We start from the raw sequence: 24,072 nt of genomic DNA, 5'->3' as shown, positions 1-24,072 counted from the left end.
CAACAAAGGAGCACAACATGCGCATTCTCAAGGGTATGACACTGGCGGCGACCTTGCTGGCCGTCTCCGCCTGCAGCACCTTCTCCGGCAACAACGGCCCGAGCTTTCCGGCGTCCGCCAGCTGGGGCCTGCTGCCGATGGTCAACTATTCACAGACGCCGCAGGCTGGCGAGCGCAGCGAGCAGATCCTGCTCAGCGTGCTCTCGGAAGAGGGCATCCAGCCGCGGGTTTATCCCCACGTAGAGGACCAGGATCTGCTGGTGCTGGATGATCGCAAGCGCTACGAGCAGGCCCTGCAGTGGGCCCAGGGCCAGAGCTTTGACTACCTCGTCAGCGGCAGCGTCGAGGAGTGGCAGTACAAGAATGGTCTGGACGGTGAACCCGCCGTGGGCCTGAGCCTGCGCGTGCTGGATGCGCGCACCGGACAGGTGCTGTGGAGCAACAGCGGCGCCCGCGCCGGCTGGTCGCGTGAAAGCCTGGCCGGCTCGGCACAGAAGGTACTCAATACCCTGATCGGTGACCTGCGGATCGACTAATGTTCAAGAACTCGGTGCACAAGGACTACAGCCTCATCGCCATCGGCAATCGCCGCTGGGCGTGGCTGGAAACGCCGTTGCTGACGGCGCTGGTGCTGGGGCTTTGCTATTGGCTGCACCCGGCGGACCCGCTGTTTCTGCAGGGCTTCCCCTGGCCGATTCTGGCGCCCTTGCTGCTGGCTGTGCGCTATGGCTTCCTGCAGGGCGCTTGCAGTGCGGCTCTGCTGGTGTTGGCTGCCCTTGTGCTGCACCGATTGGGCACGCCCGGCTACGTGCAGTTGCCCGGCTCCTTTATCGTCGGGGTGCTGGTCTCCAGCATGGTGGTGGGCGAGTTCCGTGACCTCTGGGGGCGCCGTCTGGAGCGCCTGCAAACGGCCAACGAATATCGCCAGTACCGTCTCGACGAATTCACCCGCGCCTATCATGTGCTGCGCAGCTCCCACGAACGTCTGGAGCAGCGTGTCGCCGGCAGCGATACCAGCCTGCGCAGTACCCTGTTGTTGCTGCGCCGCCAATTGCAGGACAAGTCCGAAGGCGACCTGCTGGCCCAAATGGCACCCTCGTTGCTGGGCGTGCTGGGACAGTATGGTTCGTTCAACGCTGCGGCCCTGTTTGCCGTGCAGGACGGTGAGGTGCAGTTGCAGCGGCCGCTGGCCGAGGTGGGAGAGCCCGGCCAGGTGCCTGCCGACGACCTGCTGCTGACGCTGTGCTTGCAGCGCGGCGAGGTGGTCAGTGTGCGCGACAGCTATCTGGAGACCGGCCGCGAGGAGCAGGTGTCGGCCCTGCAGGCCTGTATACCGCTGCTCTCGGTGGATGGACAGGTACTCGCCGTGGTGGCTGTGCACAGCATGCCTTTCTTTGCCTTCAACGAACGCACCTTTACGCTGCTGGCGCTGCTGGGTGGCCATATGGCCGACCTGTTGCAGACGCCACGGCAGCTGTTGCGCCCGGATGATGCCGAAGCGCGCCGGTTCTCCCAGCAACTGCGCCGCGCCCGGCGAGATGCTGCCGAACATGATCTGCCGGGCAGCCTGGCCTTTGTCGAGTTGCCGGCAGACAGTGAAAAGCTGCAGAAGCTGCTGGTGGAAAGCCAGCGTGGTCTGGATCTGCAGGTGTTGGTGCCGCGCGCCAATGGCGGCGAAGGCCTGCTGGTGCTGATGCCACTGACCGATCAGGATGGCAGTCGCGGTTACCGTCAGCGACTCGACCGCATGGTGCAGGAGCGCTTTGAAAACGCATCCACTCTCAGCGAGCTGGGCGTGGTCGTCCACAACTTCGAGATTCGCCAGCAGCAGAGTGACAGCGCGCTGGCCGACTTCCTCTACAAGGAGTGTGGTCTGAATGACCAGCAAGTGGCTATTTAGCGGCGCCCTGGCCTTTGAGCTGGGGAGCTGGGGAGGACTGCTGAGCAACCCGTCGCTGATCGAGGGGCTGTATCTGTATGTCGTTCCGCATGCCATTGCCTCGGTGATGCTGGCGGCTGCGCTCTGGCTGGTGTTGCCCCGGCGTTACCGCTTTCCTTTGCCCTGGTCGCCGCTGCTGCTGTTCAGCCTGGTCTTCTTTATCCCGGTGGTCGGCGCCGTCGGTACCATTGCCGGAGTGTTCCCCGGTCTCTATCTGCCGCGCCGCGAGCGTGAGCAGGGCTGGCAGTTGACGCGTATGCCGAGCTTGCCCTATCGCGCGGTAGATCAATGGCAGTCCCCCCTGTTCAACGATGGTGGTCTGCAGGACGTGCTGCAACTGGCTGGTGACTCCGAGCGCCGCCTCGCAGCGTTGCTGGCCACTCGGACCATGCCCGGTAACGAAGCGGTACCGGTACTCAAGCTGGCGCTGCGTGATCCGGAGGACGATGTTCGCCTGTTGGCCTACTCGATGCTGGATCAGCGTGAAAACCACATCAACCAGCAGATCGAGCGCCTGCTGGAACTGCAGGCCGAGAGTCCGTCGTCGGGTACCCGCGCGGCCCTGGCAAGTTGGTACTGGGAGCTGGCCTATCTGGGGCTGGCTCAGGGCGGTGTATTGCGCCACGTGCTGCAGCAGGCGCTGGAGCATGCTGACGCTGCGCTGAACGCAGAGCCCAGCGGGGAGTTGGCCGTGCTGGCAGGACGTGTCCAGATCGCGCGCCGCCAGAGCCTGGAGGCACGCCGTTATCTGCAGCAGGCCGCTGATCTCGGCGTCGGGCCGGCGCGGCTGGCGCCACTGCTGGCAGAGGTTGCCTTTCTTGAACATCGCTATCGCGAGGTGGTCGTGCAACTGCAGCGTATTCCTCCCGCGTTGCAGGCCAAGCCGCCCTTGGCCGCGACGGTGGGGTATTGGTTATGAGTGCACCACAGGCAGACATCTGTCTGCTGCTCGAAGGAACCTGGCCGTACGTACGCGGTGGTGTGTCCAGCTGGGTACATCAGATGCTGCTTGGGCTGCCGGATGTGCGCTTTTCCGTGGTGTTTATCGGCGGCGAGCGCAGCGCCTATCCCAAGCGTCACTACGAGGTGCCGCCCAATGTGGTGCACCTGCAGGAAGTATTCGTCTCCGATGCCTGGCGTTACCCGGCGCGGCCGGATGATACGCCGCCGGTCGGCGACCGCGACGCGCTGGAAAGCCTGTACCGCTATTTTCAGCACCCGGAGGCGCCCAGACCGGAGCAGGGTCAACAGTTGCTGCAGCAACTGGCCGCGGGTCGTATCACCAGTGCTCAGCTGCTGCGCAGTGAAGCCAGTTGGCAGGTGCTGAGCCAGGGCTATCTGGAGCATTGCAGCGACCCCTCGTTCATTGATTATTTCTGGACCCTGCGCACCATGCAGGCGCCATTGATCATGTTGACCGAGTTGCTGGCCAGCCTGCCGCGAGCGCGTGCCGTGCACGCCGTGTCGACTGGCTACGCCGGGTTGCTCGGGGCGCTACTCAAGGGCTACTGGCAGTGTCCCTTCATCCTGACCGAGCACGGTATCTACACCAAAGAGCGCAAGATCGACCTGGCCCAGGCAGCCTGGGTCGCGGGCAAGAGCGAAGAAGCCGAAATCAGCGGCCTGGCGGCCAGCAGTGGTTATATCCGTACCCTGTGGATTCGCTACTTCGAGCGCGCCGGACTGTTGGCCTATCAGAACGCCGACCCGATCATCTCGCTGTACGAGGGCAATCGCGCCCGTCAGATTCGCGATGGCGCGGAGGCGGCGCTGACTCAGGTCATTCCCAACGGTATTGCCCTGAGCGACTGGCAACGGGTGCGGGCACAGCGCGGCGAGGGCATCGCGCCGGTTGCCGGCCTGATTGGCCGTGTGGTGCCGATCAAGGACGTCAAAACCTTCTTGCGCGCAGTGCGCTCGGTGGTCAGCGACATCCCCGAGTTCGAAGCCTGGATTGTCGGTCCGGAAGACGAAGACCCGGGGTACGCACAGGAGTGTCACAGCCTGGTCAGCAGCCTGGGTTTGACCGGCCAGGTGCACTTTCTGGGCTTTTGCAATATTCGCGAGATCATGCCGCAGCTGGGTGTGATGGTGTTGACCTCAATCAGCGAGGCTCAGCCGCTGGTCATTCTAGAGGCCTGGTGCGCCGGCACGCCGGTAGTCAGTACGGATGTGGGCTCCTGTCGCGAGCTGATCGAGGGGGTTGGCGAGCAGGACCGCGCGCTGGGCATGGCGGGTGAAGTGGTGCCGATTGCCGACCCGCAGGCGACCGCCATGGCCATCCAGCGTCTGCTGCAGGACCCCGAGCGCTGGCACGCAGCGCAACGGGCCGGCGAGCAGCGGGTGCAACAGCGCTACAGTGATGAATTGATGTTTGCGCGTTACTCGCGGCTGTATCGCGACGCGATCGGAGAGGGTTAGGAGCAGATGGCCGGTATCGGATTTGAACTGCGGCGGATTCTCGCCAAGGACAGCTACAGCGCCACGCTGCGCGCCTACCTGTACGCCGGGCTGATCAGCTCCGGGCCCTGGGTGCTGTCGATCATCAGCGTGATGCTGATCGGCGTCATGAGTATCGGCTTTGTGGTGCCGGATCTGCTGGTGCGGCAGTTTCTGGTCAGCGTCACCTATCTGATGGCAACCTCGTTGATTGTCACCGGCGGGTTGCAGCTGTTCTTCACCCGGTTTGTATCCGACCGCCTGTTTGAGCAGCGGATGGATGCCATCACGCCCAACCTGCTGGGTATCCTGCTGATGGTGACGCTGTTTGCCGGCTTGCTTGGCACCCTGGTGATGGTTGTTCTGTTTGACCAGTCGTTCGTTTATCGCGTGCTGATGCTGGCCAACTTCGTCACCCTGTGCAACCTCTGGCTGGTGATTGTCTTCCTCTCCGGCATGAAGGCCTATAACCGCATCCTGGTGGTCATGCTGCTGGGCTATGCGGGCATGATTGCCAGCGCTTTTTTTCTGCGTAATGTCGGCATGGAAGGGCTGTTGCTGGCGCTGTTGATTGGCCACGCGCTGCTGTTGTTCATCTTCCTGTTTGATGTGCTGCGCCAGTATCCGTCCGAGCGTCTGGTGGCCTTTGAGTTTTTCCAGCGCCGCAAGGTCTTTGTCAGCCTGCTGCTGACCGGCTTTTTCTACAACCTGGGTATCTGGATCGACAAGTTTCTGTTCTGGGCTAACCCGGGTACCTCTGAGCAGGTTATTGGCCCGCTGCGCGCCTCGCTGATCTACGACCTGCCGATCTTTCTTGCCTACCTGTCGATCATCCCTGGTATGGCGGTGTTTCTGGTACGTATCGAAACCGACTTTGCCGAGTGGTATGACCGCCTGTTCCGCGCCGTGCGTGAGGGCGAGACACTGCAGCACATCCGTCAGTTGAAGAACGAGATGACCCTGTCGATTCGTCAGGGACTGCAGGAGATCTGCAAGGTGCAGGGGCTGACCGTGCTGCTGCTGTTTCTCGGTGCGCCCATGCTGCTAGACCGGCTGGGCATTTCTCAGCACTACCTGCCGCTGTTCTACGTGGATCTGATCGGGGTGAGTGTGCAGGTGGTGTTCATGGCGCTGCTGAACGTGTTCTTCTATCTGGACAAGCGGCGCATTGCCCTGGAGCTGTGCCTGCTGTTTGTGCTGCTGAACACAGTGCTGACCCTGCTAACCCTCTATCTCGGGCCGACCTTCTTCGGCTACGGTTTCACCGTATCGTTGATTGTCTGTGTACTGGCCGGTCTGGTGCGCCTGAACGGTGCACTGCAGAAGCTGGAATACAGCACCTTCATGCTGGAACATTGAGGCTAGCGGCCCGCGTTCTGGGCGGGCCGACAGGCCTCTGACCTGTGCTCAGCGCCGCTTGTTGCGCAGTTGCTGTACCAGCCCTTTGGGCGGGTGACGGATGACCAGTGCGTCTTCGCTCTCGTCGTACTCCACACGCTCGCCGAGCAGGTGCGACTCAAAGCTGATCGACAGCCCGTCGGCCTTGCCGTAGTAACGCAGGAAGTTGTTGATCGCCCGCTTGTCAGCCGGCATCTCCGGGTTAAGACCGTAATCCTTGTTGCGGATATAGTCGTAGAAGGCGCGGGGGTGTTCTTCATCCAGCACGCCTGACAGCTCCTCCAGCGCCACCTGCTCACCGGCGCGGGTCTGGCTGTTCACGTAGCTGCTCATGGCCTTGGCCTTGTCCTTCACCAGTTCGGGTTCCAGCGACGCCTCGCCGACGTAATCGCTGAAGGCCTGCAGCAGCGTGTTGGTTTCTTCCTCAGGATTGGCCCCTTCCACACAACCGATAAAGTCGCGGAAGTAGTCCGATACCCGCTTGCCGCTGCGCCCGCGAATAAAGGAAATGTAGTTCTTCGCACTGGCGTTCTGTTTCCACTCGGTCAGGTTGATGCGCGCGGCCATGTTGAGGCTGGACAGGTCCAGGTGGCGGGCAGCGGCCACGTCCAGCTCGTCGGTCACGGTGACGCCTTCAGTGTGGTGCAGCAGTGCGATGACCAGAAACGCAGTCATGCCCTGGCGGTAGCGGATGAACAGCACGTGTCCGCCGAGGGCCAGGTTGGAGCCTTCCATCAAGGTCTTCAGGTGCTCGGTGGCCTGAGTGGAGAAGCGGACAAAGTCCAGTTCCTGGTCGATCAGCTGCTGCAGCCAGCCGCTGAACGGGTAGGCGCCGCTTTCCTCATGGAAATAGCCCCAGGCCTTGTTGGGCTTGCTGTTGTAGGCCTCGATCAAGCCGGCCAGCAATTGCTCCAGCGCCTGCGAGCTGGCCAGCTCGGCCTCGCGCAGGGTCAGGCTGGCGGGTTGGCCGTCGGGCTTCTTGTGTATCTGGTGAACGATGCTGTTGTCGATGGGCATAAGGGCTTTCCAGGCTGGCCGGCGTCAGAGGCCGAACGTTAGCAAATCCGCGGCTAGAGCGGAAATAGCCAGGGTATCAATATCACGCTGGTCATCATGACCAGCAGCGTCAGTGGCACACCAACGCGCACAAAATCGATGAATCGGTAGCCGCCGGGGGCCAGCACCAGGGTGTTGACCGGTGAGGATACCGGCGTCATGAAAGCGGCGGAGGCGGCTACCGCAACGGTGATGGCGAACGGCATGGGGGACAGGTCCAGCGCCTGCGCGGTTGCGATGGCCACCGGGGCCATGAGTACGGCGGTAGCCGTGTTGGAGATAAACAGGCCGATCACCGCCGTCAGGGCAAACAGCGCGGCGATCAGGGCGCGTGGCCCGGCCTCGCCGAGCAGCTGCAGCAGGCCGTTGACGGCCAGGTCGATACCGCCGGTCTTCTGCAGAGCCAGGGCAAAGGGCAGCATGCCGACGATCAGCAGCAGGCTGGGCCAGTGGATGGAGCGCCAGGCGCTGTCTATGTCGATACAGCGAAACGCGCCCATCAGCAGGCAGCCGATCAGTGCCGCGAGCAGATTAGGGACCACGCCGCTGACCATCAGCGCGATCATCACGCCGAGACTCAGCAGGGCGTAGGGCGCCTTGCGTTTGGTCGGGGCGACTTCGTCCACCTCCGCCGGCACGCTGAGCAGCAGCACATCTCGGCTCAGGCCGTGCAGGCGGTTGATGGCCTTCCAGCTGCCGGCGACCAGCAGGGTATCGCTGGATTTCAGCCGCTCGTCGATCAGCAGGCCATCCAGCGCCTGACCCTGACGCCGCAGGCCGACCACGTTGAGCTGATATTCGCTGCGAAAGCCCAGCCCCTGCACTGTCTTGCCCAGCAGCGCAGACTCCGGCGGCAGCGCCACCTCGGCTAGCCCCAGCTGATGGGCGTGGCGGTTGTAGTAGGAGTCACTCAGCGGCTCGGCTTGCAGACCCAGTTGCTGATAGACGCCGACCAGCGCAATCGCCGGGCTGGCCAGATCCACCAGCAGGATATCCCCGGCCTGCACCATGTTGTTGCCGGTGGCGACCAGCAGCAGGGTGCGAAGCCGTTGCGGGCGCTCCAGTGCAATGACATTGATGCCGTATTCGGAACGCAGCGACAGTGCATTCAACGGCTGGTTGGCCAGTGGGGAATCAGGCCGCACACGCAAGCGCCGCTCACGGTCGGTCAGGCGGTAGCGCGCTGCCAGGGCCGCCATGGTTTGTCTTGGCGGCGCCGGCTTGCCTGCTGGGCGGCGATCCAGCCAGCGCCGGGTCAGCAGCATGTAGCCGATGCCCACCGCCAATACGGTCAAGCCGATGGGGGTGATGCTGAAAAAACCGAAACCGTCATCACCGCTGCGCACCAGCTCACTGTGCACCACCATGTTGGGAGCGGTCGCGACCAGCGTCAGCATGCCGCTGGTCAGGCCGGCGACACTCATCGGCATCAGCAGGCGCGCGGGCGAGCTGCCCAGACGATTGGCAATGCTCAGCACGATGGGGATGAAAATGGCGACCACGCCGGTGGAACTCATGACCGCACCGAGGCCGGCGACGGTCAGCATCAGCAGAATCAACAGGCGGGTTTCGCTGTTGCCCGAGCGCTGGATGATCCAGTCGCCCAACTGGTAGGCGATGCCGGTACTGACCAGGCCCTGACCGATCACGAACAGCGCTGCGATCAGCAGCACGCTGGGGTCGCTGAAGCCGCTCAGGGTCTCCTCCAGAGTGAGGATGCCGCTGAGCGGCAGGGCGAGGATGACCAGCAGGGCAACCACATCCATCCGTGGTTTGTTGAGGATAAACAGCACCACGCTGGCCAGCAGCAGTGCGAGTACTATCCCCAGGTCCACGCCCATGCGCCGCCTCCGCGCTTACAGGCTGGCGATATGAGCGCGCTGCTCGCTCAGCTGGGTCAGTGCCTTTTCTGCCTCGGCCAGCTTGGCGCGCTCCTTGTCGATCACTGCCGGCGGTGCCTTGTCGACAAAGCCCGGGTTGGACAGCTTGCCGCCTACGCGCTTGACTTCGCCTTCCAGGCGGCCGATTTCCTTGTCCAGGCGCGCCAGCTCGGCAGTCTTGTCGATCAGACCGGCCATGGGAACCAGCACTTCCAGCTCACCGACTAGCGCGGTGGCGGCCAGAGGCGCCTCCTCGTCGTCGCCAAGGACGCGGATCGACTCCAGCTTGGCCAGTTTCTTCAGGAAGGTCTCGTTGTCGCCCAGACGACGCAGGTCTTCGGCGGTGGTCTTGCGCAGCAGTACATCCAGTGCCTTGCCCGGAGCCACGTTCATTTCGCCGCGGATGTTACGCACGCCCAGAATCAGCGCCTTGAGCCACTCGATGTCGCCCTCGGCGGCGCTGTCGATGCGGTCCTCGGCGGCAACCGGCCAGGGTTGCAGCATGATGGTGTCACCCTGCTTGCCGGCCATGGGCGCGATGCGCTGCCAGATCTCTTCGGTGATGAAGGGCATGAACGGGTGCGCCAGGCGCAGCGCGGTTTCCAGTACCCGAACCAGGGTGCGGCGGGTGCCACGCTGGCGTTCGGCCGGAGCGTTCTCGTCCCACAGGACCGGCTTGGACAGCTCCAGATACCAGTCACAGTACTGGTTCCAGATGAACTCGTAGAGCGCGTTGGAGGCCAGGTCGAAGCGGAACTGGTCCAGCTGACGGGTGACTTCTGCTTCGGTGCGCTGCAGCTGGGAGATGATCCAGCGGTCAGCCAGGGTCAGCTCGACGGTTTCGCCAGCGGCGCCGCAGTCCTTGTCTTCACACTGCATCATCACGTAACGCGCGGCGTTCCAGATCTTGTTGCAGAAGTTGCGGTAGCCCTCGACGCGGCCCATGTCGAACTTGATGTCACGGCCGGTGGAGGCCAGCGAGCAGTTGGTGAAGCGCAGCGCGTCGGTACCGTAGGCGGCGATACCGTCCGGGAATTCGGCGCGGGTCTGCTTTTCGATCTTGGCCGCCAGCTTGGGCTGCATCATGCCGCTGGTGCGTTTCTGTACCAGTGATTCGAGGTCGATGCCGTCGATGATGTCCAGCGGGTCGAGCACGTTGCCCTTGGACTTGGACATCTTCTGGCCCTGACCGTCGCGCACCAGACCGTGCACGTAGACCGTCTTGAACGGGATCTGCGCCGTGCCGTCGTCATGCTTCATCAGGTGCATGGTCAGCATGATCATGCGCGCGACCCAGAAGAAGATGATGTCGAAACCGGTCACCAGTACGTCGGTCGGGTGGAAGGTTTTCAGCGCCTTGGTTTGCTCTGGCCAGCCGAGGGTGGAGAAGGTCCACAGGCCGGAGCTGAACCAGGTGTCGAGTACGTCCTCATCCTGACGCAGCACGCCCAGGCCGCAGGCCGAGGCGGCATTCTTGAGCTCCTCCAGGGTCGGCAGCTCGGCTTCCGCTTCACGGTCGTTGGCTTCCAGCGCCTTGCGATAGGCTTCCTCTTCGTCACGGCCGACGTAGACGTTGCCGGCGGCGTCGTACCAGGCCGGGATGCGGTGGCCCCACCACAGCTGACGGGAGATGCACCAGTCCTGAATGTCGCGCATCCAGCTGAAGTACATGTTCTCGTACTGCTTGGGCACGAACTGGATGCGGCCGTCTTCAACCGCAGCAATCGCCGGCTCGGCCAGCGGCTTGGTGGAGACGTACCACTGGTCGGTCAGCCACGGCTCGATGACCACGCCGGAGCGGTCGCCCTTGGGCACCTTGAGGGCGTGCGGCTCGATCTTCTCCAGCAGACCGAGAGCGTCGAAGTCCTCGACGATCTTCTTGCGCGCCTCGAAGCGGTCCATGCCGGCGTAGGCCTCGGGCAGGGTGGCGTCGATCTCGTTGTTGACGCTGCCGTCGATGTTGAACACCTGGGCGCGGGCCAGGACGGCGGCGTTCTGGTCGAGGACGTTGATCAGCGGCAGGCTGTGGCGCTTGCCGACTTCGTAGTCGTTGAAGTCGTGGGCGGGGGTCATCTTCACGCAGCCGGTGCCGAACTCCGGGTCGCAGTAATCATCGGCAATGATCGGGATGCGGCGGCCGACCAGCGGCAGCTCGACAAACTTGCCGATCAGCGCCTGATAGCGTTCGTCTTCCGGGTTTACTGCCACCGCGCTGTCACCCAGCATGGTTTCCGGGCGGGTGGTGGCGACGATCAGGTAGGTCTTGCCATCCGCGGTGGTCGCACCGTCAGCCAGCGGGTAGCGCAGGTTCCACAGCGAGCCCTGCTCGTCGTGGTTCTCTACTTCCAGATCGGAAATCGCGGTGTGCAGTTTCGGGTCCCAGTTGACCAGGCGCTTGCCGCGGTAGATCAGGCCGTCTTCATGCAGGCGCACGAAGGCTTCCTTGACTGCCTCTGACAGGCCGTCATCCATGGTGAAGCGCTCGCGGCTCCAGTCGACCGAGCTGCCCAGACGACGAATCTGGCGAGTAATGTTTCCGCCGGACTCTTCCTTCCATTCCCAGACTTTTTCGAGAAACTTCTCGCGGCCCAGGTCGTGGCGGTTGACGCCCTGTGCGGCCAGTTGGCGCTCGACCACCATCTGGGTGGCGATACCGGCGTGGTCGGTGCCCGGTTGCCACAGGGTGTTGCGACCCTGCATGCGGCGGAAGCGAATCAGTGCATCCATGATCGCGTTGTTGAAGCCGTGGCCCATGTGCAGGCTGCCGGTGACGTTCGGCGGCGGCAGGGCAATGGTGTAGGACTCGCCCGAGCCCTGAGGGGCAAAGTAGTTGTTCTGCTCCCAGGTCTGGTACCAGGAAGTTTCGATGGCGTGGGGCTGGTAAGTCTTGTCCATGGGTGTGCTGGCTATCCGGTTGACGATGGGCGATCAGCGCGGTCGCGCGGCTCGAGTGGCCGCAGGCGAAGTAGGCGCAGAGAAAACCGCCATTATAGCGGTCAGGAGGGGGGATGGCCCAGCCCGCAGGGGTTATTTCAGCTGTTCACGCACCAGTTGCTGCAGCTTGCCCTGCATGCGCTTGCGCAGCTCGTCTTCGATGGTCGGCATCAGATCGTCGATGACCTCCTGCAGCAGCAACTGTGCCTCAGCCTGCAGGCGTGCTTCCAGGCGGGCTTCGCGCGGCGAGCTGGGGACGGCAGAGAGGGGGCTCTGCTGGGCCATGATCTGGTCCAGCTGCATGCGCTCTTCGGCTAGTTTGGCCAGTGAAGCGTAGGGCAGAAACGGGTTGGGTGATCTGCTGGCCATACCGCTGGTCAGCGGCGGGGCAGGGTGTTCGACGGCGCTCAGCGGCGGCTCGTCAGGGTTGAGGATGACGTCCTGCAGCAGCGGGATGTCGAGTTGGCCGTCGTCACCCACCTCAGGCTCGGGATGCTCATCAAGCAGGGTGCGGATGGATTCCAGGTCTTCCAGCAGTCGTGAGGGCTCCGAAGGGTCGCGCTGCTTCATGGGTCATCCCGCTGTCCGTATTTGATGGGAGTGTAGAGGATAGCCCCGCTCCCGGTAAAAACGGAAGCGCTCGCGCGCCGGCAAGCGCACGCTGTCATCTTCGACGACAATTTCCGCCATGCGCTGAAAGCGGCTGAAAAAGCCAGGCGTCTGTTCTGACAGGTTGATCAGCAGGTCGGCGTGACTGCCTGGCTGCTCGCCATTGCCGCAACTCACTGCTTCCTCCGGGCCCTCGCCAAGGATGACGTGAGGCACAAAGGCATCACGCCGAAACGACCATAAGAGTGCGTCCAGCTCCTGACACATTTGCTCGGACGCGCAGTGCAGGTACACGCGATGCCCTTTCTGCCAGGCCTTGTGCGCCAGGCGGCAGGCATACGCCAGCCGCGTTTGCGGCTGGTCGCTGGAGAGCAGGTAAAAATCGATGCGGGTCATAAAGGTAGCTTCAAGCTTCAAGCCGCAAGCTGCAAGTTAAAACCTTCTCACCGATCAGGCTTGAGGCTTGTCGCTTGCAGCTTGTGGCTGCTTGATCAGGCCTTGGCCTGATCAAGCAGATATTGCATCAACAGCGGAACCGGGCGGCCGGTGGCGCCTTTGTCCTTGCCGCCGCTGATCCAGGCGGTGCCGGCGATGTCCAGGTGCGCCCAGGGGTAGGCCTTGGTGTAGCGCGACAGGAAGCAGCCGGCGGTGATGGTGCCGGCCTTGGGGCCGCCGATGTTGGCCATGTCGGCAAAGGGGCTGTCCAGCTGCTCCTGATACTCGTCGAACAGTGGCAGTTGCCAGGCGCGGTCGCCTGCCTCGGTACCGGCAGTCAGCAGTTGGTTGATCAGCTCATCGTTGTTACCCATCAGGCCGGACGCATTGCTGCCCAGGGCGACGATGCAGGCGCCGGTCAGGGTGGCAATGTCGACGACGCTGGCGGGTTTGAAGCGCTCGGCGTAGGTCAGTGCGTCACAGAGTACCAGCCGGCCTTCGGCATCGGTGTTGAGGATTTCGATGGTCTGGCCGGACATGCTGGTGACGATGTCGCCCGGACGGGTCGCGGTGCCGCTGGGCATGTTCTCGGCCGAGGCAATCAGACCGGTTACGTTGATCGGCAGCTGCAGGCTGACCACCGCCTTGAGCACGCCGAAGACGGTCGCGGCGCCGCACATGTCATATTTCATCTCGTCCATGGTCGCGGCTGGTTTGATGCTGATGCCACCGGTATCGAAGGTGATGCCCTTGCCGACCAGCACGTGCGGCTTGTCCTTGGCCTTGCCGCCGTTGTAGCTGATGCGGATCAGTTTGGCCGGCTCGGCGCTGCCGGCGCTGACCGCCAGCAGGGCGCCCATGCCGAGGGCTTTCATGGCCTTCTCATCGAGCACTTCCACCTCAAGGCCCTTGTGCGCCTTGGCCAGCGCCTTGGCCTGGTTGGCTAGGTAGGTCGGTGTGCAGACGTTGCCGGGCAGGTTGCCCAGATCACGGGTCAGCGCCATGCCATCGCTGATGGCAGTGCCCTCGGCGATGGCGCGCTTGAGCGCGGTGGCATCGGCCTTGTCGGCGCTCCACAGGTTGATCTTCTTCAGCTTTGGCTTGTCGGCTTTCTTGCTCTTGAATTGATCAAAGGTGTAGAGCACGTCGTGGCAGGCTTCGACCAGCAGTCGTGCCTGGCCGGCCAGGTCGCGGTTCTTCACGGTGCCAGACAGCGCGAACACAGCATCACCAGCCGGGCCGGCCTTGATGGTTCTCAGCGCCTGTTGCGCCAGTTTGCGCCAGGCACGGTCACTCAGGGGCTCGTCCTTGCCGCTGCCTAGCAGCAGTACACGCTGGGCGGCGACACCGGGCAGGGCAAACAGGGTCAGGCTGCTGCCGCTCTTGCCGGAGAGGTCACCGTTCTTCAGAGCGGTGCCCAGTTGGCCGCCGCAGGCCTTGTCCAGCTCGGCTGCCGGGCCGGTCAGGGCCTTGCCTTCGCTGACGGTGACGACCAGCCAGCCACATTTGATGGTTTCCAGTGCGCCGTGCTTAACGTTGAACTCCATGGTGCTCCCCAAGACAAATCGAGATGATTGACTGATAATACGGGCAAATTCCCGCGGGTGTCTGTCGGGCTGCTGCTGGCAGACATGTCTGCCCCGCATTCTGGCCTATTCGCGCCGGCCCTTAAAGACCCCGGAGCCAAGGACCTGTTTCGTGATTGTTTTCCGTTATCTCAGCCGTGAAGTGCTGTGGACACTGACTGCGGTCAGCGGTGTACTGCTGCTGATCATTATGAGTGGCCGCTTCATCAAGTATCTGGCGCAGGCCGCTGCCGGTCAGCTGGATGCGTCTGTGCTGTTTGTCATCATGGCCTATCGGCTGCCGGGCTTTATGGTGCTGATTCTGCCGCTAGGGCTGTTTCTCGGTATTTTGCTGGCTTACGGGCGGCTGTACCTCGACAGCGAGATGACCGTGCTGTCTGCCACGGGTATGAGTGATCGCAAGCTGATTGGCTACACCCAGGGGCCGGCCTTGCTGGTTGCGCTGCTGGTGGCGCTGCTGAGTTTCTGGGTGGCGCCGGGTGGCGTGCTGAAAACCCAGCAGCTGTTGAACCAGCAGGATGCGCTGACCGAATTTGACACCTTGGCGGCCGGACGCTTTCAGGCGCTGGGCAGTGGTCAGCGGGTGACCTACGCCGGTGGTCTGTCCGAAGACCGCACCGAGTTGCAGGATGTGTTTATTACCGAGCGCCGCGGCGACGGCGAAGATGCGGTGCTCGGGGTGCTGGTGGCCGAATCCGGCACCCAGGAGCTGAATGCGGACGGCAGTCGTTATCTGGTGCTTAATCAGGGGTACCGTTACGAGGGGCAGCCTGGCTCGCCCGCCTTCAGAACCATTTCCTACGATACCTACGGTGTCCTGTTGCCCAAGCCCGAAGTGCAGACCGAGGTCAGCGATCGCGAGGCTATGTCGACCGCTCAGTTGCTGAGTGAGCGCGGGCTGGACGAGCGCGCCGAGTTGCAGTGGCGCATCGCGATTCCGCTGTTGGTGCCGATTGTGGCCTTCTTTGCGGTGCCGCTGGCGCGGGTCAATCCGCGTCAGGGGCGCTTCCTCAAGCTGCTGCCGGCGATCCTGCTGTATATGGCCTATCTGGCGCTGTTGATCAGCGCTCGCGGCTGGATCGAGTCGGGCAAGCTGCCGCCAGCGCTGGGGCTGTGGTGGGTGCACGGGCTGTTTTTGCTGATTGGCGTGGTGCTCAATCGCGATGCGCTGTTTGCGCCGCGTCAGGCCAAGGGAGGTCAGCATGCGGCGGCTTGATCGACACATCGGTAGTGCGGTGCTGCTGGGCATTCTGGCGGTTCTGGCGGTGATCCTGGGGCTGGATCTGCTGTTCTCCTACATCAACGAACTGGACGACGTGGAAGGGGGCTACGGCCCCTTGCAGGCGCTGGTCTACACCCTGCTGTCGTTGCCGGCACGGGTGCACGAGTTGTTGCCGCTGGCGGCGCTGGTCGGCTGCCTGGTGGGCCTGGGCACCCTGGCCAGCAACTCGGAGTTGACCATCATGCGCGCCTCGGGCGTGTCCATTGCGCGGATCACCCTCGCGGTCATGAAGCCGTTGCTGCTGTTGATGGTGCTGGGCGTGGGGATTGGCGAGTACATCGCGCCCTATACCGCCAACCTGGCGGAAAGCCGCAAGGCGATCGCCGAGGGCAGTGACGAGGCGCTGAAGTCCAAGGGGCTATGGCACCGCGAAGGCAATGACTTTCTGCACATCAACGCGGTGCAGCCCAACGGAGTGCTCTACGGCATCACCCGCTACCGCTTTGATGACCAGCGACGTCTGCTGGAGGCCAGTTTTGCCAGCCGCGCAGCCGTGCAAGAGGACGACTGGCTGATGGAAGATGTGCGTTCGACGCATTTTGCCGACACCGGCGCAAGCTCGGTGACCGTGAACCTGCAGGAGCGCTGGGACGTGCACCTGTCACCCGAGTTGTTGCAGGTGGTGTTGCTGGAGGCTGATGCCTTGCCGTTGACCGGTATCTGGCGCTATCAGAAATACCTGGCCGAGCAGGGCCTGAACAACCAGAGCTACTGGCTGGCCTTCTGGAAAAAACTCTTCCAGCCCTTGGCCACGGCGGTGCTGGTGTTTGTGGCGGTGTCCTTTATTTTTGGTCCGCTGCGCTCGGTCACCATGGGCCAGCGGCTGTTCACCGGGGTGCTGGTCGGGTTTGTATTCCAGATCGTTCAGGACCTGCTGGGGCCGTCCAGTCTGGTGTTCGGTTTTTCGCCGTTGATTGCGGTGTTGCTGCCCATCGCGCTGTTGCTGGCGCTGGGCGCCTGGTTGATGCGGCGCGCCGGCTGATAAGGCTTTTTGCCAGCATTTTCCGCTTGAAGGGGTGACCCGTCGCCCCTGCTAGGGCATGCTTGCCTTGCTGATGTTCGACAGGTAAGCAGGATTGCTCCGTCCGATGTTCAAGGAAACACCGCCTTTTCGCGTGCTCTCCGCCGGCCTGGCGATAGCGCTGCTGTTGTTCTTTCTGGCTCTGCATGTGGCCTCCGGTCAGCCGTGGCTGGGATTCACTGCGGTGCCCTCGCCAGAAGGAGTGCGTATTAGCCGGGTCGACGCCGACGGGCCCGTTGCTGGTCAGGTGCACAAGGGTGAAGTGCTGCTGGCGCTGCGCAGCAGTACCGGCACGCTGTCGCTGGAAAGCTGGGACGCGGTGGCGGAACCCGACGACGCCCGCGAATTCGCCGTTTATAACCGTTTCTTCGAACGTCACGCCCAGCTGTGGGACATCCTGCATGGCCAGGACGTGCAGTTGCGGGTGCAGCCACTCGCTGTCGACAGTGGTCCGCCTACCCCTGCGCGCTGGGTAAGTCTGCAGCCGGAGGGGGCGCGCGGGCTGATCCAGTTGCCGTTGCTGTTCTGGTATCAGGTGGTATGCGGCCTGGCGGTGCTGCTGATGGGCGTGGCTGCCTGGGCGTTCGTGCAGACCGAGCGTGGCCCCTTGCTTTATGCCCTGGCGGGATTGGCCATTGCTGTGGCCATCATCGCCAGCGCCGTCTACACCACGCGGGAACTGACCCTGGCGCCAGACTGGTTCCTGTTGCTCTCGCGGGCCAATCAGGCCGGCGCCATGCTGTTCGCCGGCACGGGTACGGCGTTGTTCTGGTACTACCCGCTGCGGCTGGGCCGCTTTCCCTTTGAACGCTTTATGCTGCCGGTGGTGCTGGCCACGCTGGCCGCCAACTGGTTGCAGTGGTGGCCGAATCTGGATATTGCTGCCCGTTATCCGCTACTGGCGTGGTTTGCCGTGGACATCCTGTTTGCCTGCATTCAATGGCGCTGGACCCGCTATGAGCCGGTGGCCCGCGCGCGGCTGAAATGGCTGCTGGCCGCCTGGTTTGCCGGTGCCTTCGGTTACCTGTTGCTGGTCGTCTTTCCGCAGGTGATCGGTTATCCCTCGGTTGCCCATCAGACCCACGCCTGGGCATTTTTTGTGCTGACCTATCTGGGCATTGCCCTGGGGATCGTACGCTATCGGTTGTTCGATCTGGATCGCTGGATCCTGCTGGCCTGGTTCTGGTTTGCCTTTGGCGTGCTGTTTATTGTGCTGGACGCCTTTCTGATTCTGCTGCTGGATCTGGAAACCAGCATGGGCCTGCTGGTTTCGCTGGCGGTGGTCGGCTGGGTGTATTTGCCGATTCGCCAGGGCTTTTTGCTCTGGCTGGCGCCTGATAACCCGCGCGGTGCACTGCATCAGCGCCTGCCACGTATCCTGCAGCAGGCATTTGAGTACCAGCGGCCGATCCCGGCGCAGTGGCGCAAGGCGCTGCAGGAAATATATGACCCGCTGCGCATTGAGGAGGCTGACGAGGTGGTCGGTCAGCCAGAGATCCGGGACAACGGCTTGCGTCTTGCTGTGCCGGCGGTCGACGAGGGGCCGGCACAGGTTCTCAGTTACGCCGCGGGCGGGCGGCGCCTGTTTGATCGCAAGGACCTGGATTTCTGTCAGCAGGCACTGACCCTGTTCAGCTATGCCCAGCAGTACCACCACTCCTATCAGACCGGCGTGATCAGTGAGCGCCAGCGGGTAGCGCGTGACCTGCATGATGATGTGGGCGCGCGGCTGTTGTCGGTGGTGTACCGCGCGCAGGGTAGCGACGAGCTGCAGCAGCTGGCGCGTGACTGCCTGCGCGAGTTGCGCGAGGTGATTCAGGGGTTGCAGAAAGGGGCTGTGCAGTTGCAGCAAAGCTATGCGCGCTGGCAGGCCGAGGCGCGTGAGCGTTGCCGGCTGTTTGGCCTTGCGCTGGACATGCAGTTGGACCCGGCGGCGCGCAGCTGGCTGTTGAGCCCACGAATCGAGCGTAACCTGTCGCGCATTCTGCGTGAGGCCTGCTCCAATACCTTCAAGCACGGAGCGGCTGCAACCGTGCACGTGCGCCTCTGGCTTGCCGGCGAGTGTTTGATCCTGGAGTACAGGGACGATGGCGGCGGCCTGCAGGCCGCGCGTCTGGACGGCGACGGGGTCGGCTTGCGCGGCATGCGACAGCGCAGCGAGGAACTGGGAGGGGAGATCGTATGGTGGAGTCCGCTGGAAGGCGGGCTGGCCATGCGCTGTGAGATTCCGTTGGGAGGCGGACAGCAGACATGAAACACATACTGATTCTGGAAGACCTCAAGGATGCCCAGCGCTGGCTGGCCGACGCAACGCGCCTGGCCTGGCCGGATGCGGATGTCCGCTTCTGCGGCACTCTGCGCAGTGCCTGCCAGGCGCTGCATGAGCGGGCGCCGGAGCTGTGTCTGGTTGACCTGCAATTGCCAGACGGCTCCGGGGTGGACTTCATTCGCCAATGTCGCCAGCAGCACCCGGAAGCGCAACTGGTGGTCGCCACCATGTACGACGACGATATGCACCTGTTTCCTGCGCTGCAGGCCGGGGCTAACGGCTACCTGCTGAAGGAGGATCCGCAGGAGCAGATTGCCAGCGCGCTACTGGGGATCGTCAAGGGCGTGCCTCCGCTGTCACCGCAGATCGCCCAGCGGATGCTGGGCTACTTCCAGCAAGCGCCGCAGGGCGGCGCGACCGAGCTGCAGCGGCGTGGGCTGCCCGAGGTGGACAATGTCGAGCGCCTGAGTGCACGTGAGCAGGAATTTCTACTGGTGATCGGCAACGGTTACAAGACGGCGGAAGCGGCGGACATGCTGGGTGTGAGTTATCACACGGCCGCCAAGCACATCAAGAATATCTACGCCAAGCTGGGTATCAGCAGCCGGGCGCAGGCGGTGCAGGAAGCCATCCGCATGGGGCTGATCAACTAGCGGTTGCCAGGCGCGGTGGCCGTTTTACATGCTGTTTTGCCGGGCGCTATTTGCTGGCAGGGGGGGCGTGACGGTTATAGAGTCTCGCCTATTGGCAGAGCGCCCGGCAGGGTGCCGGGCGCTCTGGGTTCTGCGAGAAAGCGATTACTCGTCGCAGTTGGTGCACACCCCGATCATCATGCCGGTGAAGTCGCCCCCTTCCGAGTTTTCGCCACTGGCGCCGAGCACGATCAGGCGTTCGCCTTCCTGGACGTAGCCGTCGGCGGTGAAGGTCAGCACACCACCATCGTTGTTGCCCTGCACCGCTTGCAGCTGCAGCGCGCCCTCGTTGATGTCGGTATCGAATGCCAGGGTGAACTGCTCATTGACGCTGGCGTCGGCAAAACCGGACTCGGTCACCTGCTGCCAGTGCCAGGCAGCGGTCATTTCGGCGTTGCCCTCAGCGTCAAAGCGCAGGCTGCCCGCGTTCAGGCGGGTTGGCTCAACCAGACCCGATTCGGCGTACAGACCGATCGCCATCAGGCGATATGTGCGGTTGGCCAGATTGCTGCTGCTGGCGGGCTTGACCGCCAGCAGCAGCTGACGAAAGTGCTGCTCTCCGTCGTTTTCTTCAATGGCGCCGTCGAGTACCTCGGTGGCTTCAAGCCCCAGCAGCAAGGTGCGGCCATCCGGTGAGGCATAGCCCTGCAGTTCTTCATCCAGTACCAGCTTGCCGTCGCTGGCGACGCTGAGCGGAAAGCTGCCACTCTCGCCGACATTCGGGTCATCCCAGTCCCAGCCTTCATCGCCTTGGCAGGCCTGGTAGGTGAAGCGGTCAAACTGATAGCTGAGCAACTGCGGGTTGATCTCCAGCGTGCGGCGGCCCTGCTCGCAGTAACTACCCTGCGTGCCGTCGATATCGAGCAGATTGTTGTACACATAGATATCAAGATCAGTGTCGCCGCCTTCAAACAGCAGTTCGATGACGCCGTACCGGCCGTCAACCGTGGGCATCTGGCTGGCGCGGCGCAGCATGACATCCAGGGTCTGGTTGAGCACCTGAAGCTGCGGGGAGTTGGCGTCGTCGCGCACCTCGCGGGTGTAAAACTCGGAGCCGATCATCACGTCCAGCGGGGCGCTGGCCGGGCCGGCGGCGGTGAAGCGCAAGGCGCTGCTGTACTCGCGGTCACGGCAGTCGGCGGTTTGGGTTTCGCAGCTATCGACGTCATCGCTGCCTTTTTCGTAGTCTTCCAGCGCTTCGCTTTCGGCAAACAGAATGCCGCGGGCATCGGCGCTGAAGCTGCCGCTGTCGGCCTCGTCGTCGATCCAGGCCCGGGAGTAAGTGTTGCTGTAGGCGCCCACACCCACCACGATCTCCATTTCCTTGAAGGTGTTGGCCGGTACGTTGAATGTGCCGGTGTCGCCCGTAATATCCAGCTCGATCGCGCTGCTGCGATTGCCGCCCAGCAGGATGCCGGCGCCCTGGTCGGCGTAGCCGCCAACGGTCATGTTTTCGCTGTAGTAACCGCCAGAAGCCTGGTTGGCCGCGCTGCTGTCGAGCGAGGGAGCGGCCTTGTCGTCGAATTGCTGTTCTATGGCGGCCGATAGTCTGGCGCCGACCTGGTCGAGCAGTTGTTCGGTGCTGGCGCTGCTATTGATGGCTTGTTCCAACTCTGCCTGCACCGCCGGGTCGTTGGCCATCTCCAGCACGGCCTCGATAATCTGATCCACCTCGTCCAGCGTCAGCTCATCGAACTGGGCGGTACGGCTGGCGATTTGCTGGGTGACAAACGTCGTCAGCGGGTTGGCGAACAGGTCGCTTCGCGTGGTTGGCGTGGTGTAGCTGATGCCCGCCGGCAGGGGGATTTCGATATAGCTGTTGATACGCGAAGCGAAGGGCAGCTCGAGTATATAGCCGTCACTCTCGTCATCGGCGTCGGCAGTGAACTCGTCAGGGCCGAGCTCGACCAGGGTCCCGTCGGCCTCGATGGTGATGACACGGAAGGTGGATGGGTCGAGGTCATCAAAAGTATCGGCCAGTGCCGGGGTGATCAGGAAGTCGATGATCGCCTGGGCGATGCGCTCCTGCGCAGATAGAGCGGTCGCGGCCGTGGTCGCCGGGGTGCCCACGGTCAGCGAGTAGCGGGTGGTACTGGCGCCAGCGTTCCCGCCGCCGTCGCTCCCGCCTCCACCGCCGCCGCCGCCGAGGCAGGCAGTCAGCGTCAGGGTGGAAGAGATTGCGAGGGCCAGTGGCCATTTTTTTGAAGTATGCATGCAGAAGGTCCCTTGATGTGCGTGGTAGCCCAAGGGATTCTGGATAGCCTGTTGGCGCGAGTCGTACCCTGAAAAGGGTACTGGATGAGACAGTACCCTGTTTTGGGTATGGGCTGGTCAGTCCTTGAAGGTGCCCTTCGGCAGGGTGACCAGTTGCGTGCCGGAGGCGATATCGTGCCAGGTGCGGGCCTGGCGGTCCCACAGCTGCCAGAAAAAGCCCAGGCCGGCGCATAGCCAGGACGCCTGCGCGACGGCCAAACGAATCAGCGCCTGACGTCCGGTAATGGTTCGCCCGTCAGGCTGTTGCAGGCGAATGCGCCAGGCCTGCATGCCCAGCGATTGACCTTTCTTGGTCCAGAACCAGGTGTAGAAGGCGACGGTCACCACCAGCACGATAAGCGTGAGGATTGGGTCGCCGACATAGGCACCCTCTTCTGCTTGCTGATGTGCGGCGGGCTCGCCGCTGATCAGGATGTGGGCGCCGAGGTAGAGCAGGGTGGTGACCATCAATGCGGCCAGCAGCAGCAACAGGTCGTAACCGGCGGCGAACAGGCGGCGGAAGATACCGGTGGGTGGGAAATCACCGACCGGCCGTAGCTGCTTGACGGCCATGGGGTCAGCCCTGACGTCGGGTGAGCGGGCTGCCGGCAAAGCTGACCTTGCTCAGACCGCCCTGCATCAGTGCGCGGATATTGCCGTGGTCGCTGCCCTCGGGTGTCGCCAGTACCGAGCGGTAGTGCTCGGCAAAGCACTGCAGTGCCTGTTCATCGCTCAGGCCCAGGTCCAGCGACATCGCCAGCACCTTGCATGAGCCCTGATTCTGCTCGGCACTGTTGTGTACCGGGCCGTTATCGAAGGCCGTTGGCTGGTGTTCGTAGGTCGCATCGATAAACGCCAGCGTTTCGGCGAATTGGTGTTCCGGGTTGCCCAGGCGGGCGATGAACTGCTCGGCGGTCATGCTTTGTCCTGTTTCTGTGCCTTGTCGAAGGCGGCTTGCTGCTGCGGGGTCGCTTCGGTCTGATATTTAGCCTTCCACTCGGCGTAGGGCATGCCGTAGACCGCTTCGCGGGCTTCGTCCATGCTCAGCTCGATGTCCATGTCATCGGCTGCGGCCTTGTACCATTTGGACAGGCAGTTGCGGCAGAAACCGGCCAGCGTCATCAGGTCGATGTTCTGCACATCCTTGCGACTGCGCAGGTGGCTGACCAGGTTGCGGAAGGCCGCAGCTTCCAGTTCAAGACGCTCTTGCTTGGTCATGATCGGCTTTCCTTCATGCGTCTGTTGTGGGGCATGGCGCGCGGCAGCCGCGCGCCGACTCTGAGCGCAAGGATAATTGGCTACCGGGTATTGTCAATCAGCCTCAGTGGCGCGCGGCGCTGAGGGTGATGGAAACGGACTCGGCAAAGCGCAGGGCATGCGGCTTGTCTACTTCGACCTCGGCATAGTGCACCTGTTGGTGTTGCATGACGATGTCGAGCAGCTCCTGGGTCAGACGCTCCAGCAGGGCGAAGCGATTCTCCTCGACATGCCGAATCATGGCCTTGGTGATGGTGCGGTAGTTCAGCGCCTGTTCAATCTGGTTGACACTCACAGCGTCGTCCGCCGGATAGAGAATGGTGGCGTTGATCAGGATGTCCTGTTGGTTGAGGATTTCCTCTTCCTTGATACCGATAAAGGTACGCAGGCGCAAATTCTTGATGCGGATGCGCGCCAGGCCCGGAGCAAGCTGGCTCATGGTCAGTTGCTCCGGCTGATCAGTTGCAGGAATTCCTGGCGGGTGTTGACCGACTCGCGGAAGGCGCCGAGCATCACCGAGCTGTGCATCGACGAGTTTTGCTTCTCGACGCCGCGCATCATCATGCACATGTGCTTGGCCTCGATCACCACGGCGACACCGGCGGCGTTGGTCATCTGCTGGATGGCTTCAGCAATCTGCCGTGTGAGGTTTTCCTGAATCTGCAGGCGGCGGGCGAACATGTCGACGATGCGCGCGACCTTGGACAGGCCAATGACCTTGCCGGTAGGAATATAGGCAACGTGCGCCTTGCCGATGAACGGCAGCATATGGTGCTCGCACAGCGAGTAGAGTTCGATGTCCTTGACGATCACCATCTCGTCGTTGTCGGAGTCAAACAGCGCGCCGTTGACGATCTCATCCAGTGACTGGGTGTAGCCGCGACAGAGAAACTGCATGGCTTTGGCGGCGCGTTCGGGAGTGCCCTTGAGGCCGTCGCGCTGCGGCTGCTCACCCAGGTTGGTGAGGATCTCGCGGTAGTTGTTGGTCAGATTTTCCAGGCTCATGGCAGTATCTCGTGGGC

At 62.9% G+C, this 24,072-nt stretch carries 21 protein-coding genes; 9 read left to right on the top strand and 12 right to left on the bottom strand.

Translation table 11 applies throughout. The features are described 5' to 3' along the window. Window positions 1-17: 17 nt before the first annotated feature. Genes ASB58_RS12580 through pelG form a run of 5 tightly spaced genes read left to right on the top strand, consistent with a single transcriptional unit; the run spans window position 18 to window position 5,737 of the window. Complete coding sequence (locus ASB58_RS12580) at window positions 18-536, top strand: penicillin-binding protein activator LpoB (RefSeq protein WP_096003211.1); 519 nt, start codon at window positions 18-20, stop codon at window positions 534-536. Beyond that, entirely contained in the window at window positions 536-1,900 is a 1,365-nt protein-coding gene (locus ASB58_RS12575) for a PelD GGDEF domain-containing protein (RefSeq protein WP_118131089.1), read from the top strand. Before ASB58_RS12580 ends, ASB58_RS12575 begins: the two co-directional genes overlap by 1 nt. Next, a complete protein-coding gene (locus ASB58_RS12570; protein ID WP_118131088.1) occupies window positions 1,878-2,858 on the top strand; it encodes a tetratricopeptide repeat protein in 981 nt (326 codons plus the stop codon). The genes ASB58_RS12575 and ASB58_RS12570 overlap by 23 nt, the downstream gene beginning before the upstream one ends. Beyond that, window positions 2,855-4,360: a GT4 family glycosyltransferase PelF gene (gene pelF / locus ASB58_RS12565; protein ID WP_118131087.1), complete on the top strand. Its 1,506-nt coding sequence runs from the start codon at window positions 2,855-2,857 to the stop codon at window positions 4,358-4,360. The genes ASB58_RS12570 and pelF overlap by 4 nt, the downstream gene beginning before the upstream one ends. 6 nt (window positions 4,361-4,366) lie before the next feature. Beyond that, window positions 4,367-5,737 (top strand): exopolysaccharide Pel transporter PelG, encoded by a 1,371-nt coding sequence (gene pelG / locus ASB58_RS12560; protein WP_096003207.1) that lies wholly within the window; start codon window positions 4,367-4,369, stop codon window positions 5,735-5,737. Window positions 5,738-5,785: 48 nt separating this feature from the next. On the opposite strand, the gene yejK is transcribed toward pelG, so the two are convergent. The 6 genes from yejK to ASB58_RS12530 form a co-directional block, all read right to left on the bottom strand. Further along, window positions 5,786-6,793: a nucleoid-associated protein YejK gene (yejK, locus tag ASB58_RS12555; protein ID WP_096003206.1), complete on the bottom strand. Its 1,008-nt coding sequence runs from the start codon at window positions 6,791-6,793 to the stop codon at window positions 5,786-5,788. A 53-nt stretch (window positions 6,794-6,846) separates the two neighbouring features. Further along, a complete protein-coding gene (locus ASB58_RS12550; protein WP_118131086.1) occupies window positions 6,847-8,673 on the bottom strand; it encodes an SLC13 family permease in 1,827 nt (608 codons plus the stop codon). Window positions 8,674-8,688: 15 nt separating this feature from the next. After that, a complete protein-coding gene (locus ASB58_RS12545; protein WP_118131085.1) occupies window positions 8,689-11,607 on the bottom strand; it encodes a valine--tRNA ligase in 2,919 nt (972 codons plus the stop codon). 132 nt (window positions 11,608-11,739) lie between these two features. Further along, window positions 11,740-12,216, bottom strand: a complete 477-nt coding sequence (locus tag ASB58_RS12540) for a hypothetical protein (protein WP_118131084.1) — start codon at window positions 12,214-12,216, stop codon at window positions 11,740-11,742. A 3-nt stretch (window positions 12,217-12,219) separates the two neighbouring features. Then, entirely contained in the window at window positions 12,220-12,651 is a 432-nt protein-coding gene (locus ASB58_RS12535; protein ID WP_096003202.1) for a DNA polymerase III subunit chi, read from the bottom strand. Between the two features lie 95 nt (window positions 12,652-12,746). Then, window positions 12,747-14,237, bottom strand: coding sequence for a leucyl aminopeptidase (locus ASB58_RS12530; RefSeq protein WP_096003201.1), 1,491 nt, complete (start codon window positions 14,235-14,237; stop codon window positions 12,747-12,749). Window positions 14,238-14,388: 151 nt separating this feature from the next. On the opposite strand from ASB58_RS12530, the gene lptF reads away from it, so the two are divergent. The 4 genes from lptF (at window position 14,389) to ASB58_RS12510 (ending at window position 19,501) form a co-directional block, all read left to right on the top strand. Then, window positions 14,389-15,492, top strand: coding sequence for an LPS export ABC transporter permease LptF (lptF, locus tag ASB58_RS12525; protein ID WP_118131083.1), 1,104 nt, complete (start codon window positions 14,389-14,391; stop codon window positions 15,490-15,492). Beyond that, window positions 15,479-16,540 (top strand): LPS export ABC transporter permease LptG, encoded by a 1,062-nt coding sequence (lptG, locus tag ASB58_RS12520; protein WP_096003199.1) that lies wholly within the window; start codon window positions 15,479-15,481, stop codon window positions 16,538-16,540. The genes lptF and lptG overlap by 14 nt, the downstream gene beginning before the upstream one ends. Window positions 16,541-16,646: 106 nt before the next feature. Continuing rightward, on the top strand, window positions 16,647-18,833 hold the full coding sequence (locus tag ASB58_RS12515) for a sensor histidine kinase (protein ID WP_118131082.1): 2,187 nt from the start codon (window positions 16,647-16,649) through the stop codon (window positions 18,831-18,833). Then, window positions 18,830-19,501 carry a response regulator transcription factor gene (locus ASB58_RS12510; protein WP_118131081.1) on the top strand — a complete coding sequence of 224 codons (672 nt, stop codon included), beginning with the start codon at window positions 18,830-18,832 and terminating at the stop codon, window positions 19,499-19,501. The genes ASB58_RS12515 and ASB58_RS12510 overlap by 4 nt, the downstream gene beginning before the upstream one ends. Window positions 19,502-19,645: 144 nt before the next feature. Here the strand turns inward: ASB58_RS12510 and ASB58_RS12505 are convergent, their stop codons facing one another. The 6 genes from ASB58_RS12505 to folE form a co-directional block, all read right to left on the bottom strand. Further along, a complete protein-coding gene (locus ASB58_RS12505) occupies window positions 19,646-21,754 on the bottom strand; it encodes a hypothetical protein (protein ID WP_118131080.1) in 2,109 nt (702 codons plus the stop codon). Between the two features lie 117 nt (window positions 21,755-21,871). Beyond that, window positions 21,872-22,366, bottom strand: a complete 495-nt coding sequence (locus ASB58_RS12500) for an RDD family protein (protein ID WP_118131079.1) — start codon at window positions 22,364-22,366, stop codon at window positions 21,872-21,874. A gap of 4 nt (window positions 22,367-22,370) precedes the next feature. Next, window positions 22,371-22,712, bottom strand: coding sequence for a HopJ type III effector protein (locus tag ASB58_RS12495; RefSeq protein WP_118131078.1), 342 nt, complete (start codon window positions 22,710-22,712; stop codon window positions 22,371-22,373). Beyond that, a complete protein-coding gene (locus ASB58_RS12490) occupies window positions 22,709-23,011 on the bottom strand; it encodes a DUF1244 domain-containing protein (RefSeq protein ID WP_096003193.1) in 303 nt (100 codons plus the stop codon). Before ASB58_RS12490 ends, ASB58_RS12495 begins: the two co-directional genes overlap by 4 nt. Window positions 23,012-23,114: 103 nt before the next feature. Beyond that, window positions 23,115-23,489, bottom strand: coding sequence for a dihydroneopterin triphosphate 2'-epimerase (gene folX / locus ASB58_RS12485; protein WP_096003192.1), 375 nt, complete (start codon window positions 23,487-23,489; stop codon window positions 23,115-23,117). A gap of 2 nt (window positions 23,490-23,491) precedes the next feature. Next, complete coding sequence (gene folE / locus ASB58_RS12480) at window positions 23,492-24,055, bottom strand: GTP cyclohydrolase I FolE (protein ID WP_118131077.1); 564 nt, start codon at window positions 24,053-24,055, stop codon at window positions 23,492-23,494. Window positions 24,056-24,072 lie beyond the last annotated feature (17 nt).

Source organism: Pseudomonas abyssi (assembly GCF_003444685.1).
Lineage (GTDB): Bacteria > Pseudomonadota > Gammaproteobacteria > Pseudomonadales > Pseudomonadaceae > Halopseudomonas > Halopseudomonas abyssi.
This window is presented reverse-complemented; position numbering and strand designations above follow the sequence as displayed.

Bases quoted from the DNA above. Each gene is read 5' to 3' on its own strand.
- ASB58_RS12580 (WP_096003211.1), top strand. From the start codon at position 18: ATGCGCATTCTCAAGGGTATGACACTGGCGGCGACCTTGCTGGCCGTC.
- ASB58_RS12575 (WP_118131089.1), top strand. From the start codon at position 536: ATGTTCAAGAACTCGGTGCACAAGGACTACAGCCTCATCGCCATCGGC.
- ASB58_RS12570 (WP_118131088.1), top strand. From the start codon at position 1,878: ATGACCAGCAAGTGGCTATTTAGCGGCGCCCTGGCCTTTGAGCTGGGG.
- pelF (WP_118131087.1), top strand. From the start codon at position 2,855: ATGAGTGCACCACAGGCAGACATCTGTCTGCTGCTCGAAGGAACCTGG.
- pelG (WP_096003207.1), top strand. From the start codon at position 4,367: ATGGCCGGTATCGGATTTGAACTGCGGCGGATTCTCGCCAAGGACAGC.
- yejK (WP_096003206.1), bottom strand. From the start codon at position 6,793: ATGCCCATCGACAACAGCATCGTTCACCAGATACACAAGAAGCCCGAC.
- ASB58_RS12550 (WP_118131086.1), bottom strand. From the start codon at position 8,673: ATGGGCGTGGACCTGGGGATAGTACTCGCACTGCTGCTGGCCAGCGTG.
- ASB58_RS12545 (WP_118131085.1), bottom strand. From the start codon at position 11,607: ATGGACAAGACTTACCAGCCCCACGCCATCGAAACTTCCTGGTACCAG.
- ASB58_RS12540 (WP_118131084.1), bottom strand. From the start codon at position 12,216: ATGAAGCAGCGCGACCCTTCGGAGCCCTCACGACTGCTGGAAGACCTG.
- ASB58_RS12535 (WP_096003202.1), bottom strand. From the start codon at position 12,651: ATGACCCGCATCGATTTTTACCTGCTCTCCAGCGACCAGCCGCAAACG.
- ASB58_RS12530 (WP_096003201.1), bottom strand. From the start codon at position 14,237: ATGGAGTTCAACGTTAAGCACGGCGCACTGGAAACCATCAAATGTGGC.
- lptG (WP_096003199.1), top strand. From the start codon at position 15,479: ATGCGGCGGCTTGATCGACACATCGGTAGTGCGGTGCTGCTGGGCATT.
- ASB58_RS12515 (WP_118131082.1), top strand. From the start codon at position 16,647: ATGTTCAAGGAAACACCGCCTTTTCGCGTGCTCTCCGCCGGCCTGGCG.
- ASB58_RS12510 (WP_118131081.1), top strand. From the start codon at position 18,830: ATGAAACACATACTGATTCTGGAAGACCTCAAGGATGCCCAGCGCTGG.
- ASB58_RS12505 (WP_118131080.1), bottom strand. From the start codon at position 21,754: ATGCATACTTCAAAAAAATGGCCACTGGCCCTCGCAATCTCTTCCACC.
- ASB58_RS12500 (WP_118131079.1), bottom strand. From the start codon at position 22,366: ATGGCCGTCAAGCAGCTACGGCCGGTCGGTGATTTCCCACCCACCGGT.
- ASB58_RS12495 (WP_118131078.1), bottom strand. From the start codon at position 22,712: ATGACCGCCGAGCAGTTCATCGCCCGCCTGGGCAACCCGGAACACCAA.
- ASB58_RS12490 (WP_096003193.1), bottom strand. From the start codon at position 23,011: ATGACCAAGCAAGAGCGTCTTGAACTGGAAGCTGCGGCCTTCCGCAAC.
- folX (WP_096003192.1), bottom strand. From the start codon at position 23,489: ATGAGCCAGCTTGCTCCGGGCCTGGCGCGCATCCGCATCAAGAATTTG.
- folE (WP_118131077.1), bottom strand. From the start codon at position 24,055: ATGAGCCTGGAAAATCTGACCAACAACTACCGCGAGATCCTCACCAAC.